The following is a 19700-nucleotide window of genomic DNA, read 5'->3' on the forward strand; positions in this document are numbered from 1 at the left end:
CCCTTTTCGACTACCGTACCAGAACCCCTTTTCGCCGCGGGTCGTAACTTCAAACCAATGAATCGCCGTAGTGTTCTGCGGACGACCGGCCTCCTCGGTGCCACCTCGTTGGCGGGTTGTTCCGGTCTGTTTAAAACGAAGGTGATGCCACAAGCGCCGCCGTTGGTCAAAAACCGACCGGACGCGGTGTACATCCCGACGCACAAGGAAGGCATGCAGATGGGCGGAATGGCGAAAAGCGGGCGGTATCGGGCCGCCGTGTTCTACTCCTACCCGCATCGCTTCTGGCTGATGAGCGGTGGGACGGCACAGGACGAGAAGAAGGTCTCCATCAAGGACGACGACGACCTGCACCTGATGGCGTCGGTCTGGGACTCCAAGACGAAGACGGTGCTCCCGACTGGAAACGTTCAAATCGATCTCTCGAAGGACGACTGGAGCACCACCCGGACGATGTGGCCCATGCTCTCACAGAACATGGGTTTTCACTTCGGGGACAATATGGGCCTCGATGGCGAGGGAAAGTACACGGCGAAGGTGAAAGTCGGCGGGTTGAACATCCGTCGAACGGGCGCACTGGAAGGCCAGTTCGGGAAGGGAGCGACCCTGTCGACGTCGTTCACGTTCGACAAGGACACGCTAGAAAAGATTCCGTTTACGCGTCTCGACAACAAGAAAGGGCAGAAGGGTGCCGTTCAGCCGATGCAGATGGACATGCCGATGAGCCACGTTCCGAAAAAGGCCGACCTGCCCGGCGAGTTCGTCGGCACGAACTCCAGCGGCGACGCGAAGTTCCTCGTCACGACCGACGAGAACAGCGACCTAGCGGAGAACACGTATCTGCTCGTCTCGCCGCGAACGCCGTATCGGCGCTATCCGATTCCGATGATGTCGCTGTCGGCGACGTTGAAACGGGGCGGTAAGACGGTGTTCGACGACGTACTGAACGCCACCATCGACCCCGACATCGGGTTCCACTACGGCGCGGACGTGAAAAGCGTTCAGAAGGGCGATACACTCACCGTGAAGGTGGACTCCCCGCCCACGGTCTCACGTCACGAGGGGTACGAAACGGCGTTCCTGAAAATGCCGAAAATGCAGTTCTCTATTTAGGCCGCGATGCCATCCTGGCCCGCTTCGAGCAGTTCCTGATACCTGTTTCGAATCGTCACTTCGCTCACGTTGGCGACGTCGCTCACTTCCGACTGGGTTACCTTCTCGTTGCTGAGCAGGGAGCCAGCGTAGACGGCGGCGGCCGCGAGGCCGACGGGCGATTTGCCGCTGTGGACGCCCTGTTCTTTTGCCGTCTTGAGCAGTTCGTTCGCCCGTCGCTCGGACTCGTCACTGATGTCGAGGTCCGACGCGAACCGGGAGACGTAGCTCAACGGATCGGCGGGTTGGATTTCGAGACCGAGTTCGCGCACGATGTAGCGGTAGGTACGCTTGAACTCCATCTCGTCGATGCGGCTGACGGCCGCGACTTCGTCCAGACTGCGCGGGACGCCGGTCTGACGCGCCGCCGCGTACACCGCGGAGGTCGCGACGCCTTCGATGGAACGCCCCGGGAGGAGGTCGTCGTCGAGCGCACGGCGGTAGATGACGCTCGCGGTCTCCCGTACGTTCTTCGGGAGGCCGAGCGCGCTCGCCATGCGGTCGATTTCGCCGAGCGCTTGCTTGAGGTTGCGCTCCTTGCTGTCGCGGGTGCGGAAGCGCTCGTTCCACGTTCGGAGCCGCTGCATCTTCTCGCGCTGGCGTGCGCCGAGGGTGTTACCGTAGGCGTCCTTGTTCTGCCAGCCGATGTTGGTCGAGAGCCCCTTGTCGTGCATCATCTTCGTCGTCGGCGCGCCGACGCGGGACTTCTGGTCCTTCTCCTTGGCGTCGAAAGCTCGCCATTCCGGACCGCGGTCGACGGAATCCTCCTCGACGACGAGGCCACACTCTGCACAGACGGTTTCGCCGTGGCCTTCGTCGGTGACGACGTTCCCGCCACACTCGGGACAGGTTCCCTCCTCGTGCTCGTGTTCTTGCTCGTCCTCGTGTTCCCGCTCGTGGGTCGATACACCGGACTCGCTGTAGCGTTGGATTTTGGTTGTAGTCATGGTGGTGCGTTGGCGGAGGCTCCCGGTAGGGAAAACCCAAAGAATCCCGGAAGCTTAGTTCCTAACCAGGAGTTAGGACGAAATGTACTTAAGCGTTTCGGAATATGGTACGGTAATCACTCATCCATATTCATCGTTAATGACGCCCATACCGAGCGTTAATCGCAGTTTCAGTCTTTCATGATTGTCTGTTTCTGAATCGAAAGTAACAAAAGATTGTCGGTCGGCGTCATGCGATTTTGGACGGGGTTGTGTCGTAGGTATGGCAACAGTACGGGGAAGTGATCGAGTCGGTATCCTGGCCGGAACTTCGGGCAACGACTGTTCGCGGACCTGGCCGGTGACGGTGAAAATGAAGGGGCCGCCTCACTCCTCTAAATACGTCTTCGCCACTTCATCCGGTACCTGATCGAACACCCGGTAGAACTGCCCGACTGCACCGAACTGAAACGGCGTCTCCAGACAGAACACGTCGTCGGCCTCGCCGCGCAACCCCTCGATGGAACTCGGCGACCCGACCGGTACGGCGAGGGCGACGTAACTCGCCCCCGCCTTTTTCACCTGCCTGAGACACGCGATGGTCGTCGCGCCCGTCGCCACGCCGTCGTCCACGACGAGGACGCGTTTCCCTTCGACTGCCGGAATTTGTCCCTCCCCTCGATACTGACGCTCCTTCTCGCGGGCCGCCTCGCTCTTGCGCTCCTGCTCCGCTTCGAGGTACGTCTCGCCGACGCCGATCTGCTCGATAAGGTCGTCGTTCAGCCAGACGCTCCCGTCCGCCCCGACGGCCCCTATCGCCAGTTCCGGGTTTCCAGGTGCCCCCAGTTTCTTCGCCACCACGACGTCGAGCGGGACGTCGAGCGCATCCGCGACCGGTCGACCGATCGGGAGCCCACCGCGTGGAATGGCGAGCACGACGTCCGCGTCCACCCCTTCACGTGCGACGAGGGAGCCGAGTTGCGTCCCCGCATCCGTTCTGTCGTCGAACATGATCCTTCGTTCGAACGGAAGCGATTGACGCGGATAAACCTGTGCGCCGCTGCGAAACGGCGTCGAAATTCAACTCAGTAAACATAATCATTATGGCACTATACGCCAGTTATCGAACGAAACTGAGACATGGGCGAGATGGCACCTATCGTCGTCCTTCACGTGGACGACGACCCCGACGTGCTCGACCTTGCGGCGACGTCCCTCGAAGGGAAGTCGAACCAGCTCCGACTTCGAACCGCGTCGTCCGGCGATGACGCGCTTTCCATTCTCCGCGAGGGCGGGATCGACTGTGTCGTCTCGGAGTACGAGATGCCCGACACGACCGGCATTTCCCTGCTCGAATCGGTCCGCGAGGAGTTTCCCGACCTCCCGTTCATCCTCTTTACGGGCACGGGGAGTGAAACGGTCGCGAGTCGGGCGATTTCGGCGGGCATCACCGACTACCTGCAGAAGGAGATTTCGGTCGATGGATACGCCATCCTCGCCAATCGAATCGAAAGTGTGGTTCACTCGGCGCGGACCGAGCGTGCGCTTCAGGAGAGCGAGGAGCGGTATCGGACGGTCGTGGAGGGCAGCCACGACGCGGTGTACATCTATCAGGACGACCGATTCGCGTTCGTCAACGAACGGGCCTGCGAGATAACCGGCTACACCGCCGACGAACTGCGCGGAATGGACGTTTGGTCGCTCTTACATCCGGACGACCAGGACCGCGTGCGAACCATCGCCGAGAATCGGATGAACGGCAGGCACGAGGTTTCGACCTACGACGCTCGATTCCGAACGAAGGACGGGGAGATCAGATACGGGAACTTCTCGGTGCGCGCGACGACGTATCGCGGGACGACGGCGACCATCGGTTCGTGACGTGACCGAGCGCAAACGGACCGAAAGCTGGTTGCAGGCGCTCATCGACCATTCGCGGGACATCGTCACGCTCCTCGACGAGACGGGAACCATCGTGTACGAGAGTCCCGCCGTCGAACGGCTCGGCTACGACCAGGACGAACTCGAAGGCGACGTCGCCTTCGAGTACATCCATCCCGACGACAGGGTACACGCCGCGGAGACGTTTTTCCGCGCCATCGAGAACCCCGAGGTCACCCCTACCCTCACCTACCGCTTCCAGCACGCGGACGGGTCGTGGCGCTATCTCGAAACGACCGGCGAGAACCACCTCGATACGACTTCCGTCAAGGGGTTAGTGCTGAACTCCCGTGACGTGACCGAACAGGTCCGGATGAAGGAGGAACGCGACGAAATCCTCTCCCGGATGACCGATGCCTTCCTCGCGTTCGATGAGGAATGGCGGTTCACGTACGTCAACGAGCAGGCCGAGGAAATCCTGAACCGGACCGCGCCGGAAATCATCGACGAGGTCGTCTGGGACGTGTTCCCCGAGGCCGTCGAGACACGGTTCTACGACGACAACCACGAAGCCATGCGAGTGCAGGAACCGATGACGTTCGAGGCGCACTTCGAGCCGTTCGATAGCTGGTTCGAGGTGAACGTGTATCCGTCCTCGAACGGAGTCTCGGTGTACCTCCGTGACGTGACCGAGCGGAAGAACCGGGAAACGACGCTCGAAGCGCTTCACAACGCGACCCGGACCCTCATGCAGGCCGAGACGAGCGCCGCGGTGAGCGAAATCGCGGTTCGCGTGGCTCGGGACGTGCTCGACCTTCCCGTGACCGCAATCTGGGACTGCGAGGATTCGACGGTCCGATTGGTCGCACGAACCGAACAACACCGGGCGGCGTACGGGGAATCCGTTCCGGAAGCCGACCGGGAGGCGATAGCGGACGCGTTCGAAGCGAACGAGACGGTCGTTCGAAAGCTCCACTACGGCGATGTCGGATCGGAAGCGTTCGTTCCGCTCGGTGCCCGCGGCGTGATGTCCTTCGCCGCGGAGCGACTGGACGATTTCGACGTGTATCACGCCCAACTCCTGGCCGCGAACACCGCCGCGGCCCTCGACAGGGCGGAACGGGAGGACGAGCGGACGGCCCATCAACGGGAGTTGGAGCGCCAAAACGAGCGGCTGGAGGAGTTCGCCAGCGTGGTCTCCCACGACCTGCGAAACCCCCTGAACGTCGCACAGGGCTATCTCGATATGTACCGCTCGACCGGGAAGCGGGAACATCTCACCCATGTCGAACGCGCGCACGAACGGATGGCCAACATCGTCAAGGACGTGTTGACGTTGGCACGGCAGGGACGGACGGTGAACGAGACGAGACCGATTTCGGGGGAGACCGTCGCCACGGACGCGTGGGCCTCGGTCGAAACGGGTCCGGCGACGCTCGATTCCTCGTGGGATTCGATCATCGACGCCGACGCGAGTCGACTCCAGCAACTGCTCGAAAACCTGTTTCGTAACGCTCTCGACCACGGACGGCCCGACGTGACGATCCGTGTCGGCGAACTCACCGGTGTTGTCGAGAACGGCGGTCTTCGGCAGAAAACGGCGACGGGTGGCGCTGCTGCCGGGTTCTTCGTCGAGGACGATGGGCCAGGAATCCCGGAAGCGGCGCGCAAAACGGTGTTCGAGTCGGGTTACTCCACCGCCGAATTCGGAACCGGCCTCGGATTGACCATCGTCCGACAGATCGCCGAAGCGCACGGGTGGGAGGTTTCGCTTGTGACAGCGGACGACGGGGGCGCACGATTCGAGTTCGCGGGCGTCGAACCGGTGAACGAGTGACGCGGACAGCAAGACGTACGGGGTAACGACCGTTCGAATCCGCCGCCCGACCACGTCGAACCAGACCACGTCCCGGTTAACGATTTTTCCTCTCCACCCGGAAAAATGTCTGATCTTCAGAAGATTACTTGACGGTGGCTGTAGTCAACCCGGTAGAATGAGTGACACGTCCGGTCCACGCCGAGTCCTCCGTCCCCCACTCGACCTCGTTTTCGTGGGCGTTCTGTCCGTCGTCGCCGCCGCCGCGCCCTTCGTCCCGCTTCTCGGTGTACAACCGATTCGACTCGTCGTGACGCTCCCGCTCCTCCTCTTTCTGCCCGGCTATGCGACCATCGAAGCGCTGTTTCCGGAACCGGCGACCGGCGACGAACGCTTCGGCGGTGTCGAACGGTTCGCGTTCGCCGTCGGAACGAGCGTGCTCGTCGTCGCGGCGCTCGCACTGGCGCTAGATTACGGCGGCGTGGGAATCCGAGCGGTTCCGGTGCTGTTCTCCACGTGTGGGTTCACCATCGTCGCATCCGCCGTCGCCGCGATCCGTCGCCGGACGGTGGACCCCGAACGGGACGGAATCGCGCCGCCCCGCTTCCGGGACGGCCTGACCGGGATTCGAGCGTCCGAAACGCGACTCGACCGAACCCTGAACGTCGTGCTGGTCGTCCTGATACTCGCGTCCGTCGTCAGCGTCGGTGTCGCGCTCGGCGGACTCGGCCACACCGAGTCGTACACGACGATGTCGTTGCTCACGAAGAACGGGTCCACGACGGTCGCCGCGGACGGCGGAAGCAGGGACCTCCTCGTCGGCATCGACAACCACGAGAATCACCGCGTTCGATACACGGTCGTCGTCCAGCGCCAGCAAGTCGCGGCGGACGACCCGACGACGGTGACGAAGCGAACCCCGCTCACCAGGTTTCACGTGACGCTGAACGACGGCGAACGGAAACGAATCTCGTACACCGTTCCGCCGTCGCTGAGCGGGAACCACCGTCGAATCGCCTTCTTGCTCTACGAGGACCGGGTACCGGCGACACCGACGGCGGACAACGCGGCACAGGAGACCCACCTGTGGGTCACCCCGTCGAACGGATCCGAAGGAGATACGTCGAACCAGGGAGCGCGAGGATAACCCGTGGGATATCGACGTCTCCTGCTGACGCGATGGACACGGCGGGACGCGCTCGCGGTCCTCGTCGTCATCGTGACCGTGGCGTTCCTCACCGGAGTCACGCTGGTCGTCCTCGCCGCGGGAACCCAAACGACTTCAATAGCGAAGGAGTACGACGCCGGTGGCCACGCGACGTACTACGATTCAGTGGAGGCGGCCCGAACCCACGCCGATGGTGATGCGCTCGTACTCCCCGTCGCGTCGGTGACGAAACCGGACGGAACTTCGACGTTCGTCGTCGGCGTGTCGTGTCGCCAGGCGGAGAAATTCCGAAAAGGCTCCCAGTATTCGGTCCCCTGTCCGCCGGATTCCGGGGTGAGTAGCGGTCGCGTCGCGTCGAAAACCACACAGCACGTCGAAGGAACGAAGGGGGGCGAGACGGTCCGCGTTCACCCGCGGCATAGCGAGAACGCCATCCTCCCGCCGTACTGGTACGTGGCACACGAATCGGTCGTCTCCGACCTCGGTCGAACCGGCGCGTTCGTCGTGGAACGATCCGGGTCGGGGGGTGCGAGCGGCGCTGTTTCGGGAAGCGTCCCGCTCCGGTCGGCGCTTCCATTCTTCCTCGCCGGGATCCGGCAGGTGCTCACCGTCCTGGCCATTACGGCCGCCGGAACCAGCGTCCTCGTCGGGATTACGGTGTACGGCGTGACGCGGATGCACACCGAGGACAGACGGCGAGCGATCCGCGTCATCCGCGCGACCGGCGGCGAGGCCCGACGCATCGTTCGTCTGTACGGTCTCCGAGCGGGCGCGATCACCGCCGCCGGAACCGCACTCGGCTACGCCGTCGGCGTCGTCACGACGAACGTCGTCGTCAACGCGGCCATCTATCTGGGCGTCCCGACCTCGCTGGCGATTCGCGTGACGCCACGCGCGGTGACGATTCTCCTGCCGCTGTACGCCGCTACCGTCGCTGTCGGGGCGATTGCTGGCGTCGTCGCCGCGTGGAAGGTCACCGGGGATTCGCCGGTCACGTCCGCATCGCGGCGTCGCTCGTCGAACGACGGGGCGAACGCGCGACTCCGGGGCTTTCTCTCCCGAGTACGACCCCTGTCGCTGCTCGATTGGCGGGTGCTCCTCCCGAGCGTCGTCCCGCTCGCGGCGTTCGCGACCGTCGTCATCCTCGTGGCCTCGATAACTGGCGTCGTCACGCCCCTCGTCCATCCCGGCGGATCGACGGTCACGGACCCCGGTGCCTCCAATCCGATCGCCAGTCGAGTTCCGGCGGGGTACGCCGCCGCGATAGACCGCCGTGGCACGGAAGCCAGCCCCGAAATCCTCGCGCTCGACGTACACGACGGCCACCCGATGGTCGTCCGCGGCGTCCGGTTCGGGTCGTTCGCGAACGTCTCCGACGCCACGCTCGTTCGAGGGCGTCGGCCGCACGGTCCGGACGAGGCGGTCGTCGGAACCGACCTCGCGCGGACGCTCGGCCTCTCCACGAACGATTCGGTGACGCTCGGCGGGAGCACGACGCCCGGCCTCGATAGGGTAAAAATCGTCGGCGAGTACGCCGCACCCGGGCCGTACGACGACCAACTGCTGGTCTCGCTCCCGACGGCGAGACATCTGGCGAACGTCCGACCGGGGAACGTGCAGATGGTTCGAACCGCGACCCGACTCGAAGGAACCGGAACGTCGGCGAGCAACGGAAACGCCAGCGACGGTATCGCCGTCGTCGGCGTCTCCGCACCGGCGCAAGTACGGCAGAACGCCTCGATTCCGATCCGTCTGCAACTGCAAAATCTCGGCTCGTCGCAGGCGAGTCGTGCGGTTTCGGTTCGCGTCGGCGACCGAAACCGCACGACCACCGTCTCGCTCGACGGCGGCGCACAGCGAGAGGTCCTCGTCCGCCTTCCGGCGGGACGACTCGGCACCGAACGGATTTCCGTCGCGGGACAACGCCGCACGGTTCGCGTCGTCTCCGGCGACGCGATCGAAATTCGGGGTCTTCCCGACCGCGCACCGCCGAACACCGATCCACTCGTGCGCGTCGTGGACGTGAGTGGAAACCCGGTGACGAACGCGACCGTTTCCGGCGGAAACGGTCGCGGGGGGATGAAAACCGGACCGAACGGTACCGTCCGGGTCCACCTCGGCGATTCCGGCCCCGCCACGATTCGCGCCACGGCCGGGGACCGAAGCGCGACGACGACCGTTCGGGTTTCACGAAGCGCGTCCCGGTTGCCGGTCGGGCGACTGCAAGTCCAACCGGACCGGCCGACGCTCCTCGGGCGGCCGACGGCGCGACTGGCCGTCTCCAACCCGTGGAACGAGACGATATCGCGGCGCGTGGCGGTGGTCTCGGGAAGTCAGCGATTCACTCGAAACCTGACGCTGGGTCCGGGCGAGCAACGGACCGTCACGCCGCAACTCGACCGTCGCTCGCCGGGGTCGTACGCCGTCACCGCGGCGGTGGATGGGCGGACCATCGCGCGGACGAACTACCGCGTCGTCGGCGACGACAGGGTCGTCAGCGCGTTGGCGAACAGCGGCCGGAGCGGCGGAACGGGAATCAGCCGAGCCATCACGACCGCGTTCGGCGACCTCAACCTGCTCATCGGCGTGTTCGTCTGCTTGGCGGGGCTGATGACCGTCGGGAGTACCACGGCGACGGTCGCCTACACGGTCCACTCGCGGCGGCAGGTGGTCGGCGTCCATCGCGCGACCGGCGCGTCGCCGCTCCGAATCCTGTCGCTCGTCCTCCTCGACGCGATCACGGTCGGGACGGTTGCGACGATACTCGCGTTCGTCGTCGCCGTGGCGGCGGTGTCGCTACTCGCCGAGGCCGGATTGCTGGTGCTCTACGGGGTTCGAATCACGCCGCTGTTGACCCCGCGGGTCGCCGCGAGCGTCGTCGCGGGCGGAATCGGCGTCATGTGCCTCAGCGCGCTGCTCGTCGCGTTCGCGCTCCTCAGAACGCCGCCGGATTCGCTCCTCTCGGGCTATGGGGCGACGGCGAACCCGAACGCGGAACTCGGGGGTGATTCGAATGAGTGACCGCGCTGGGAGTCGTTCGCGGCGAGGCACCGTTCTCGCCGCGCTGGCCGTCTTCCTGGTCGGCGTCGGGATGCGAACGCTCCCGCTCCACTGGACGCCGCTTCCGTACAACGTCGACGGCTTTCACTTCGCCGCGCTCGCCCACCGCGCGGGGAGGACGGGACATCTCTCCGCAGCGGCGCAGTTCATCCACCCCGACGAGTTCGTCTTCACCGCGTATTTGACCGCGGTGAGCCAAGCGACCGGCGTGGCCCCGCTCCACGTCGCGCAGTTGCTCGTCGCCGTCATCGGAACGGTTCCGGCGCTCGTCGTCTTCGTGCTCGTGTGGGGAATCTGTGAGCAACTCGGTTGGAGGCGTTCACACACCCGACTCGCGGCGGTTCTCGGCGGTTTGCTCCTGTCGCTCGACGGCGTCTACCTCGGTCGGTCCGCCGCAGTCAGCAGCGAGATGCTCGGACACGCGCTCGTCGTCCTGACGGCGCTCGCGTTCTATCGGGCGCTCCGAACGGAGCGCCCGGCATGGATGGCTCTGACGCTCGGGTTCGTCGTCGCCCTCCCCTTGACACACAACCTGAGTGCGCTGGTCGGGGCGCTCGTTCTGCTGGCGATTTTCGTCCGCTCGCTCGGCGTTCGAACCCACGTTCCAACGCGTCGGCGTGCGGTCTTCGGTTCCGCAATCGTCGCCCTATTCTGGCTGGACATGCTGGTGTACTACCAGCATACGAACCTCACGGCGGCGGGCTACGTCACCGCGCTCCCCGGTCTCCTCGTCGCGTGGATGGTCTTCCTCGTCCTCTTCGCGGGGTGGTTACCGAGTGCCGGGACCGTCGTCCAGCGATTCCTTCCCACCTTCGCCGTCGGCGGCGTCGGGACGTTGCTGGTCGCAAACCATTTCCTCCCGATATTCCCCGGTTCGGCATCGACGGCTCCGCTCCAGTTGGCGCTCCTGGTCCCGCTTGCGCTCGTCGGTCTCGTCGCGGCGTGGGGACTCCCGAAGTTGGCACGGGACGCCGGACCGTCCGTGGTCGTCGTGGGTCTCCTCGTCGGACCGCTGGTTCTCATCGGCTTCGCGATGACCGGGAGCCTCACCCACGAGTACGAGGCGCTCGCGGTTCGCGGACAGGTGTTCGCCCACTTCGCGTTGGCGGCGCTCGCCGCCATCACGGCCGTCGACATCGGTCTCCGACGGAAATCGTCGTCCGTTCCGACGCTCGGGCGACGAGCGGTCGTCCCGCTCGTCGCCCTCTGTGTCGTCGCCAGCGCACCGTTCGCGTTCGCGGGACTGCATGCGACCCCCGCACAGCCGACCGTCACGCCGACGGAGTTCGCCACGGGAACGTTCGCGGCGAATCACGTGCAGGGCGGGTGGATCGGCGACGGGCACATGGTCATCATGACCACGAACTACTACAAGGATCGGACGAGCGCGCAGTACACGCCGCTGTACGAGTGGTTGAAAAGCGGCGGTGGGAGTACGAAAGGGGGCACGGTAGCTCCTGATACACCGCCACCCGCCTGCCCGATCGTCGCCCAGCGATCGTGGACGACGCTCGGCGCGCAGGTCTTCCCGGCCTCGCCGACGAAAATCAGTGCCGACCGATACGACCACCTGACCGCGAACAGGAGCGTCGTCTACTCCGCCAGCGGGCGCGACCCGCTGGTCGTGACGACCCCGCGACGGGCGGGGAACTGTCCGGTCGGCCCGAACGAGGGCCCCGCGGCCGGGCTGAGTTCCCCCCGAAACGAGTCCGGGTCGTGATTCGGCCTCCGGTTTCTATTTGACAACGATCGGACAGCCGGTAGTTTGGTAACCCTGCCGATAGTATTCGGTTCGAATGCTGACAGAGCACCGCCGCCGGTTCATCTATGGACAGACCCTCTGGATGCTCCTCTGTCTGTTCGTCCTGAGTCTGCTCGGAACCTACTCGAACGAGATTTTCTTCGCGCTCGTGTTCATCGGGTTCCTCGTTCTCGTCGAACTCACCGCACCGACAGCCGTCACGCCACGATGGCGACGCCGTCTCCGATGGTTCATCGTCGTCGGGACCCTCGTGTTCGGGTACATCATCGTCCACAACATCCTCGAAATGCTCCCGGCGGGTGTGTTCTGAATGGGCCGGGACTGGCGCGAACGACTCCCTCGAATTGTCGTCGTCGGGTTCGCGGCCGTCGTCTTCCTCAGCGTGCTCGTCGCGGCGAGCACGTCGGCCGCGTCATTCAGTGCCTACAACGGCGGATGGAACGGCGCGTCGGAACTCCAGTCCCAGGCCGAGAAAACGGGTGCAACGAGCACCGTCATCCGGGACACGGCCGCCTACGACGGCGGGAACGCGAGCGAAACGGTCGCTATCGTCCTCTCCCCGACGAAACAGTACGACGTGCGCGACCGGACCCGTCTTCGGCGGTTCGTCCAGCGCGGCGGCACGCTCGTCGTCGCCGACGATTTCGGGCCGCACACCAACTCGCTGCTCGCCAACCTCGGAGCCAAATCGCGCCTCGACGGTCGTCTCCTCCGTGACGAGCGATACAACTACCGCTCGCCCCAGATGCCCGTCGCGCGAAACGTCGCGAACCGCTCGCTGGTTTCCAACGTCTCCACGCTCACGCTCAACCGCGGGACGGCCATCCGGCCGAACGGCGCGACGCCCCTCGTGAACAGTTCCGTCCACTCCTATCTTGACACCGACGGGAACGGGAAGCTGGACACCAACGAGTCGGTCGACCAGCGACCGGTCGCCACGGTGGAGAAAATCGGACGCGGCCGCGTCGTCGTCGTGAGCGATTCGAGCCTGTTCATCAATTCGATGCTCGACCGGCCCGGAAACCGTGCCTTCGTGGATGCGCTCGTCAGCGGCGAAAACCGTGTCCTCCTGGACTACTCGCACTCCACGTCGCTCCCGCCCGCAACGGTCGCGATGCTGATGCTCCGCGACTCGCTCACGCTTCAGTACGTCGTCACCTTGCTCTGTCTCGGCCTCGTTCTGGCGTGGGCGGGGCGCTCGTTCGACGATGTGGGGGACGGCATCCGGCGATACACTCGGAGCGTACGGTCCACGCCGGACGACGGGATTCCCGAGTTGACGAGGGGTGAAATCGTCTCCTACCTCGAAACCCGCCATCCCGAGTGGGATGACGACCGAATCGAGCGGGTCGTGGACGCGTTTCACGACCAGCGGCGATGAGTCAACGCGGTCGAACATCGTACAATCCGTCCCGCTTATCGAATTCGACATAGTATCCCCTTCGATGACAGGTCCCCACGAAATCCGAACGGCGATCCGCGACGAGATGACGACGGTTCTCATCGGAAACGAACGAATCATCGATTATCTGTCCATCTCGTTGCTCACCCGCGGTCACATCCTCTTGGAAGGGGTGCCGGGTGTCGCAAAGACGACCATCGCCAACGGGTTCGCCCGTGCGACTGGATTGGACTCGAAGCGCGTGCAGATGACTCCCGACCTCCTTCCGGCGGACATCACCGGGACGCACGTCTACAAGGAGGCGACCGGGGAGTTCGAACTCCAACGCGGTCCGGTGTTCTCGAACCTCCTCATCGCCGACGAGATCAACCGGACCACACCGAAGACCCAGAGCGCGCTCCTCGAAGCGATGCAGGAGGGGACGGTGACGATAGAGGGTGAAACGATGACGTTGCCGAAGCCGTTCATGGTCGTTGCGACACAGAACCCCATCGAGATGGAGGGGACCTACGAATTGCCCGAAGCCCAACGCGACCGATTTCAGTTAAAGGCGACCGTGGAACTCCCGAACGAGGAGAACGAACTGGCACTCCTGAAACGATTCGACGACCGTCCAACCCTTAGTCCGGCGGACATCGAGCGGACCGTCTCCCCCGAGGACATCCTCGCGGCCCGCGAGACGGTCGCGGAAACGCACGTCTCCGAGTCGGTGCGGCGATACATCCGGTCCATCGTCGCCGCCACCCGTGACCATCCCGAACTGGACTACGGCGGGTCGCCACGGGCGAGCCTCGCGTTCCTTCAGGTCGCAAAGGCGCACGCGGCGATTCACGGTCGAGAGTACGTGATTCCCGAAGACGTGAAACGGATGGCGGGGCCGGTGCTCGTCCATCGACTGGTTCCGAACACGCAGGCACAATTGGACGACCGAACGGCCGAGAACGTCGTCACGGAGATCGTCGCGGACGTGTCGCCGCCGAGCAGCGACGCGGCGAAATCGTCGCCGACGGCGACGATTTCGGAGGACGGTGGTTTCGTGGAGGATTCCGACGAGAATCCTGATGACGGCTAAGTCAGCTTCACCGACTTAGCCGTCTCGCTCGCTGTTTTCTTCGTTCCTTTCGTCGGAGGCATCCGCTTCCCACGAACAGCGCACCAGGTACTCCGTGTCCTCGCCGTTCGCCGCCAGTTGCTCGACCGAAATCGGTCGATCCAACGCGCGGGCCAACCCGACCGCGATGAACGACGGGATCGGATGGTCGAACCGCTCCACCGACCCGAAGGCGCTCCCGGAAACGCCGAAGGTCACGCTCCGTCCGTCGGCACCGACCTCGGTCGTGACGCTATCGGACAGCGCGAAACTCTCCACGAGCGCGTCGGCGAGTTGGACGGCGAGGTCCTCGGGGGTTTCCGCGACGCCCTTGACTTGGGAGGAAAACTCGGGATACAGGCCAGTGCCGGTCGGCCGAACGGCGAGACCGTGCCCCCGCTCGTCGTCGGCGACGACGAAGCCAGCGTCGAGCGTCGTCGGGTCGGGAAGTTCATACTCGGCGTGTTGTGGCACGAACAGCAGGACGGATTCGAACTCGGTTTCGCCGCGTCCGGTCGGCAGATACAGCGTTTCGTCGGTCAACCCCAGTTGCGCGCGGAGCGTCGCGCCGAGCGCGCCGTAGGCCGCGTAGGTGCGCTCGCCGACCGATGCGGGGACGATCCGTTCCGGCGTGAGGAAGTAGGTAAGGATGGCCGCGAACAGGCCGGTCCCGGCGAGCGCGAACAGCGTCGGGCGCGCGTCGGGGAAGAGTACGCCTGCGAGGGCCGCGACCGCACCGCAGCCCACCAGTGCGAGCGCAGTCCGTCGATACTGTGCCTGTCGCGCTCGGCGATACTCGCGGCGAAGCCGCTCGTTCTCCTCGGCCAGTAGCGCCACCCGTGCGGCCAGTTCCTCTTCGTCGCCTGTGATGGCCGAGCCGTCGGGAATTTCGACTTCCGATCCGTCTTCGTCGGCCGCCGTGGCCGCAACGTCGGTGCTCACGTGTCAGCCCCCCTCACTCCAGCGGCGGACGCATGTGCGTCCGCCGCCTCCGTTTCGGATAGCGTTTTTCGAACGACCGTCTCGTAACGAAGGAGTCCGTAGGACGCCAATACGAGAGCGATGACGAGGCCTACGGTCGGCACCCAGAGTGTCCCGGAACCGAGATACAGGAGCCACGTTCCGCCCCCGGTAACGGCGATGACTCCGACGCCGACGAGGATTCGTCGTCCGGCGAGGCCGCCCGTGCCGACCGTGGCCAGCGAACCGATCAGGAGCACCAGCAGTCCACACTCGCCCGCAGCGACCACGAAGGGCGCGCTCGTGGGGACCAACGTGGCGAGTCCGACCTGACCGAACGTCACGGCGTAGCGTGCGGCCGTCAGGTACCAAAGCACCAGGGTGAGACCGGCGGCGAGCAGTCCGATGACCCCTCCGCCGACCCAGAAGGCGATGCCGACGACGAGCAGTCCGACTCCGCCGAGCGCGGCCCGTGGCGTCGTCGTCCGTTCCCACCTCGTCATCATCGGTTCCCTCCTCGTGTGCGTTGTGCGCGAGGCATCGAGAGTATCGTTTGTAGTCGGTCCTGTGGACCGACTTCGTAGGCCGCAACGTCGCCCGTTCCGGCGAGCGTCTTCCGGAACTCCTCGAAATCGACGTAGCGCTCGTAGGCCCGCGAGAGGTCGGTGAGTCCCGTCTGCTCGAACAGCACCGACGGCGTCAGAAACACCACGACCCGTTCGTATCGTTGCCGGGCGATTGCCACGGCCTCCTGTAACTCGGATCGGTGACCGTCGTCGGTGAGAAACACGGCGACGGCGGACTCCTGCGTGTTCGACAACTGCGTTCGGACCGCGTCGTAGAGGGGTTGTTCACCCGGTAATGGAACGGTCGGCGACTGCGTCTCGAAGAACGGACGCAGGGTGGAATCGAACGCCGTCCCCGAATCGAGGCGACGCGTCGCGGTTCGGACGTCCGTCGGCGACGGACGCCGAATGCTGCCGAGTTCGGGTTCGTCGGACTCGGGACGACGTTCGAAATCGGACTCGGACCCGGATCGAGATGTCCGTCGGTCGGCGGGTTCGTCCACCGTGGCGGGCGAAAGTCCGTGGAGATCCGTCCCCAATCGGTCGAAGTGACGTTTCGTGGCTGTCGGCAACCGACGTACCGTGATTCCTCCTTCGTCGATACCGTACAACCCGCACGGCGTGCTCGTGGCTCTCCCGTTCGCGACGAATCCGAGTGCCACCTGGCGAAGGTAATCGAGTTTCCGGCGACCCGGTTCCCCGGTTCCCATCGACGCTCGATGATCCAGGAGGAGGACGTTCGAGAGATCCGTCCTCTCCTCTAGTTCGCGTACGTAGAGCGATCCCATCCGAGCGGTCGCCTTCCAGTCGATGTGCCGCATCGTGTCGCCGGGGACGTACTCCCGTATCTCCGCCGGGTCGAAGCCGACGCTCCGAGCACCCGTATCCTGTTCCCCGAGCGACGACGTGGCCCGCTCGCCCCGGATTCCGACGTACAGGTCCTTCGGATAGCGCGGCTCAACCCGAACGCTGGGTGTCGTCCCCAGCGAGAGGTCCGTTTCGAACGTCCCCAGCGAATCCCGAACCGAAACCCTCGGTCGAGAAAACCGGAATTCACCGGCGACGGGCCAACGGAGCGAGAAATCCGTCTCCCCTCGCTTCTCGCCAACGTCGATGGTCAAGGTGTGCTCTTCGACCGTACTCCCCGTCGCGGCGATCGGCGGCGATGCGCGAATCGAGAGCGAGAACGGCGTCGGCGACGGAAGTGCCGCGTCGAGATGGACGTCCACGTCCGACCCGACGGTCGTCTCCTCCTGTGACACCGTCTGGGTGACGATGAGGTCGTCCGAGAGTCGAGTGACGCCGCGAACGAAGAGCCATTGCTCGGCGACGAGCGAGCCACCGATTCCCGCCGCGCCGACGAGCAGGAGCGGTTCGTCGAGCACCCACGCTCCGGCGAGAAGTACTGCCGCGAGGCTCACCGTCGCCCAAAACCGACGCGTCGTCTCCATTGTCACTTCGCCGACTACCCTCTCGCAGTTGAATCTACTGACCGTTCAAGCGGATGAACGGTTACAAGGGTCGGGGGTCGTGGAAACCCGACGACCGAAGGGTCAGCATAATTCGCTCTACGGGGGAAGGAGTTTTGATCAACTCCCCCGACTAGGGTGAGCGTGTCAGACAGATCCGACCGACCGAGAGCGACGGCCGCCCAGCGACTGATGGCCGTCGTGGTACTAACTGTCATCGTCGTGTCGGCCGGTTGTTCGTCGGTCGGTTTCGCCCGCTCGTCGTCCACCGGTGTGGCCGATTCGACGGTTTCGTCGCTTTCGGTCGCCGAACCGCTCGGCGTCCTCGATGCTGCGAAGGAGCCGAACAATTCGACAGCAGCGAATGGCTCGGCCGAAAGCCATCACGTGAACCCGTCGAAGGCGAAGGAAAACGGACAACTCACGGAACTCGATCGCTGGTATCTGTCGCATCTCTCCTCCCAACTCGGGTCGAGTACGGTGAAGATAAACCGCGGGCAGTACCGAAAGGCGCACTCGGTGGTGGGGTCGAAGTACGACGATATGCTGGGGCGCTACGTCGATGTCGCGGAGCGAACGGACTCGAAGCGTGACGATAGGATCGCGAAGCAGTTGAACGAGACGGGCACGCAACAGCGAACCTACGTAACTTCCGTTAGCCGCTACCATCGGCTACACGACCGGTATCAGACGGCCAAAGAGAACGGAAAGGAGCGGAAAGCGCGCAAGTTGGCGAGACGGCTGAATCACCTCCAGAAGAAGATATCACACACCAACGACCGACTCACCCACAGCTATGAGAACGTGTCTAACTCGACCGGGGAGCAGTTCAAGAAGGAAGTTCGGTCGGTTCACCGAGCGACGAACAACGTCACGAAACAGCAGATGGACGTACGGAAGAACGAGTTCACGAAAACGCGGCTGACGGTGCGCTCGGTCCAAGAGCGGACGTCATACCGAAATCCATTGCGCGTAACGGGCGTGCTACAGTCGGTCAACGGGACGACGCTCGCCAACCGAACGATCCGCCTCAGGCTCACGCCGAACCATACGGTCACCACGAAAACGGGGTCGGACGGGACGTTTTCGATCTCCGGACGGCCACGTGCGGTTCACCTCGGAAATCAATCGTTCGACCTTCGGTACGTCCCCGCCGACGACTCCGTCTACCTCGGGGACAACCGAACCGTCGAATCGACCGTGAACCCGACGCGGGCGAAGGTCGTCCTTCACCGGAGCGACGCCACGGCGTCGTTCCAGCGGCGCGTCACCGCCTCCGGGTCGGTACGGGCGGCGGGTGGGACGGTCACGAGCGTCCCCGTCGTCCTGTTCGCCGACGGTAAGCGCATCGGGTCCACGACGACCGGTTCCGATGGGACTTTTCATTTCAGCTCGAAACTGCCCGCGAACGTTTCGGCCGGAAAACGGACACTCCGGGTTCAGTTGCCGTATCACGGACAGGCGCTCCGCCGAGCGAAAGCCACGACCGCTATTCGAGTCCGCCAAACGCCGACTTCGCTGTCGCTTACGGGCAACGTCATGCAGGGACGCAACGTCACCGTCCACGGGCGATTGACGACGAAAGACGGGCGGGCCGTCCCGAACCGATCCGTCGCCGTCCTCGCCAACGGGACGCCGATAGGGACGGTGCAAACCGACGCAAACGGGACGTATCACTCCCAACTTCGGGTCCCACCGAGCGTCGTACACAACCAGTCGAACGGGACCGTCGTGCTCGCCACGAACTTCGGCGGTGGGGAGACGAACCTCGCCGCGAGTCGTACGCGAACGCGCGTGACCCTCCAGTTGCCGGGGACGGATTCCGTTCTCGACCGTGAGTGGCTTCCCCTCGTCCTCGGTGGGGCGCTCGCCGGATTGCTCGTCATCGGCGGCGTTTACGTCCGCCGCCGAGGCGACTCGACGGAATCGAACGGTGAGGGAGCGGTCTCGCCCGAGGACGCCATCACCGCCGATACCACCGACGATTCGACCGCCTCCGACTCAGACTCCGACGACGACCCGTCGGACGAACTGGCCGAACGCGCGAACGCCGCGCTCACCGCGGGAGACCTGAACCGCGCGGCCGAACTGGCCTACGCGGCCGTTCGGTCCCATCTCGAAACGACGACGGCGGTCGAACCTCGGTTGACACACTGGGAGTTCTATCGCGCCTGTACGACAGCGGATATCGACGAGGACGAACGGAGAGGGCTCGAAACCGTGACGAACGCGTTCGAGCGGGTCTCGTTCACCGGAACTACGGTGTCGAGCACGCTCGTCGGGGATGCGGTTCGGAGCGCCGAGAAAATCGGCCATGGTAGCGATTCTGACGGCTGATAACCGGCCGGAATCCGACGCTCGACGTGGTTCGTTCACGCTGATTCCAGTCGGTCCCCCTTCTCCCTCCCGTCGCTCCTCTTCCCCCTTCAATCGCTCCCGCGATAACGG

At 64.5% G+C, this 19700-nt stretch carries 15 protein-coding genes; 10 read left to right on the top strand and 5 right to left on the bottom strand.

The genetic code is table 11. The annotated features are described in order from the left end of the window. The first annotated feature begins 57 nt into the window (after window positions 1-57). A complete protein-coding gene (locus tag NKF26_RS16390) occupies window positions 58-1113 on the top strand; it encodes an iron transporter (protein ID WP_253234606.1) in 1056 nt (351 codons plus the stop codon). On the opposite strand, the gene NKF26_RS16395 is transcribed toward NKF26_RS16390, so the two are convergent. Together NKF26_RS16395 and NKF26_RS16400 are read right to left on the bottom strand one after the other, a co-directional pair. Further along, window positions 1110-2099 carry a transcription initiation factor IIB family protein gene (locus tag NKF26_RS16395; protein WP_253227656.1) on the bottom strand — a complete coding sequence of 330 codons (990 nt, stop codon included), beginning with the start codon at window positions 2097-2099 and terminating at the stop codon, window positions 1110-1112. The two genes, NKF26_RS16390 and NKF26_RS16395, sit on opposite strands and share 4 nt — an antisense overlap. A gap of 366 nt (window positions 2100-2465) precedes the next feature. After that, entirely contained in the window at window positions 2466-3089 is a 624-nt protein-coding gene (locus NKF26_RS16400) for a phosphoribosyltransferase (RefSeq protein ID WP_253227657.1), read from the bottom strand. A gap of 138 nt (window positions 3090-3227) precedes the next feature. Here NKF26_RS16400 and NKF26_RS16405 point away from each other — a divergent pair, with 138 nt between their 5' ends. From NKF26_RS16405 to NKF26_RS16440, 8 genes are all read left to right on the top strand, one after another. Then, window positions 3228-3959, top strand: coding sequence for a PAS domain S-box protein (locus NKF26_RS16405; RefSeq protein WP_253234607.1), 732 nt, complete (start codon window positions 3228-3230; stop codon window positions 3957-3959). A 1-nt stretch (window position 3960) separates the two neighbouring features. Next, window positions 3961-5796, top strand: a complete 1836-nt coding sequence (locus NKF26_RS16410; protein ID WP_253234608.1) for a PAS domain S-box protein — start codon at window positions 3961-3963, stop codon at window positions 5794-5796. Between the two features lie 157 nt (window positions 5797-5953). Continuing rightward, on the top strand, window positions 5954-6922 hold the full coding sequence (locus tag NKF26_RS16415) for a DUF1616 domain-containing protein (RefSeq protein WP_253234609.1): 969 nt from the start codon (window positions 5954-5956) through the stop codon (window positions 6920-6922). A 3-nt stretch (window positions 6923-6925) separates the two neighbouring features. Next, complete coding sequence (locus NKF26_RS16420) at window positions 6926-9964, top strand: FtsX-like permease family protein (protein ID WP_253234610.1); 3039 nt, start codon at window positions 6926-6928, stop codon at window positions 9962-9964. Beyond that, a complete protein-coding gene (locus NKF26_RS16425) occupies window positions 9957-11723 on the top strand; it encodes a sodium/phosphate symporter (protein WP_253234611.1) in 1767 nt (588 codons plus the stop codon). Before NKF26_RS16420 ends, NKF26_RS16425 begins: the two co-directional genes overlap by 8 nt. Window positions 11724-11799: 76 nt before the next feature. Continuing rightward, complete coding sequence (locus NKF26_RS16430; RefSeq protein ID WP_253227662.1) at window positions 11800-12075, top strand: hypothetical protein; 276 nt, start codon at window positions 11800-11802, stop codon at window positions 12073-12075. After that, window positions 12076-13146, top strand: coding sequence for a DUF4350 domain-containing protein (locus NKF26_RS16435; RefSeq protein WP_253227663.1), 1071 nt, complete (start codon window positions 12076-12078; stop codon window positions 13144-13146). Beyond that, window positions 13094-14239, top strand: coding sequence for a MoxR family ATPase (locus tag NKF26_RS16440; RefSeq protein ID WP_256487524.1), 1146 nt, complete (start codon window positions 13094-13096; stop codon window positions 14237-14239). The genes NKF26_RS16435 and NKF26_RS16440 overlap by 53 nt, the downstream gene beginning before the upstream one ends. A gap of 15 nt (window positions 14240-14254) precedes the next feature. Here the strand turns inward: NKF26_RS16440 and NKF26_RS16445 are convergent, their stop codons facing one another. Genes NKF26_RS16445 through NKF26_RS16455 form a run of 3 tightly spaced genes read right to left on the bottom strand, consistent with a single transcriptional unit; the run spans window position 14255 to window position 17234 of the window. Beyond that, the gene (locus tag NKF26_RS16445; RefSeq protein ID WP_253234613.1) at window positions 14255-15199 is read right to left on the bottom strand and encodes a hypothetical protein; all 945 of its coding nucleotides are present in this window, start codon (window positions 15197-15199) and stop codon (window positions 14255-14257) included. Next, window positions 15196-15723 (bottom strand): hypothetical protein, encoded by a 528-nt coding sequence (locus tag NKF26_RS16450; RefSeq protein WP_253234614.1) that lies wholly within the window; start codon window positions 15721-15723, stop codon window positions 15196-15198. The genes NKF26_RS16445 and NKF26_RS16450 overlap by 4 nt, the downstream gene beginning before the upstream one ends. Beyond that, window positions 15720-17234, bottom strand: coding sequence for a DUF58 domain-containing protein (locus NKF26_RS16455; RefSeq protein ID WP_253227667.1), 1515 nt, complete (start codon window positions 17232-17234; stop codon window positions 15720-15722). The genes NKF26_RS16450 and NKF26_RS16455 overlap by 4 nt, the downstream gene beginning before the upstream one ends. A 162-nt stretch (window positions 17235-17396) precedes the next feature. On the opposite strand from NKF26_RS16455, the gene NKF26_RS16460 reads away from it, so the two are divergent. Further along, complete coding sequence (locus NKF26_RS16460; RefSeq protein ID WP_253227668.1) at window positions 17397-19589, top strand: hypothetical protein; 2193 nt, start codon at window positions 17397-17399, stop codon at window positions 19587-19589. Window positions 19590-19700: the final 111 nt, after the last annotated feature.

Origin of the sequence: Haladaptatus sp. AB618 (genome assembly GCF_024136965.1) — an archaeon.
Taxonomy (GTDB): domain Archaea; phylum Halobacteriota; class Halobacteria; order Halobacteriales; family Haladaptataceae; genus Haladaptatus.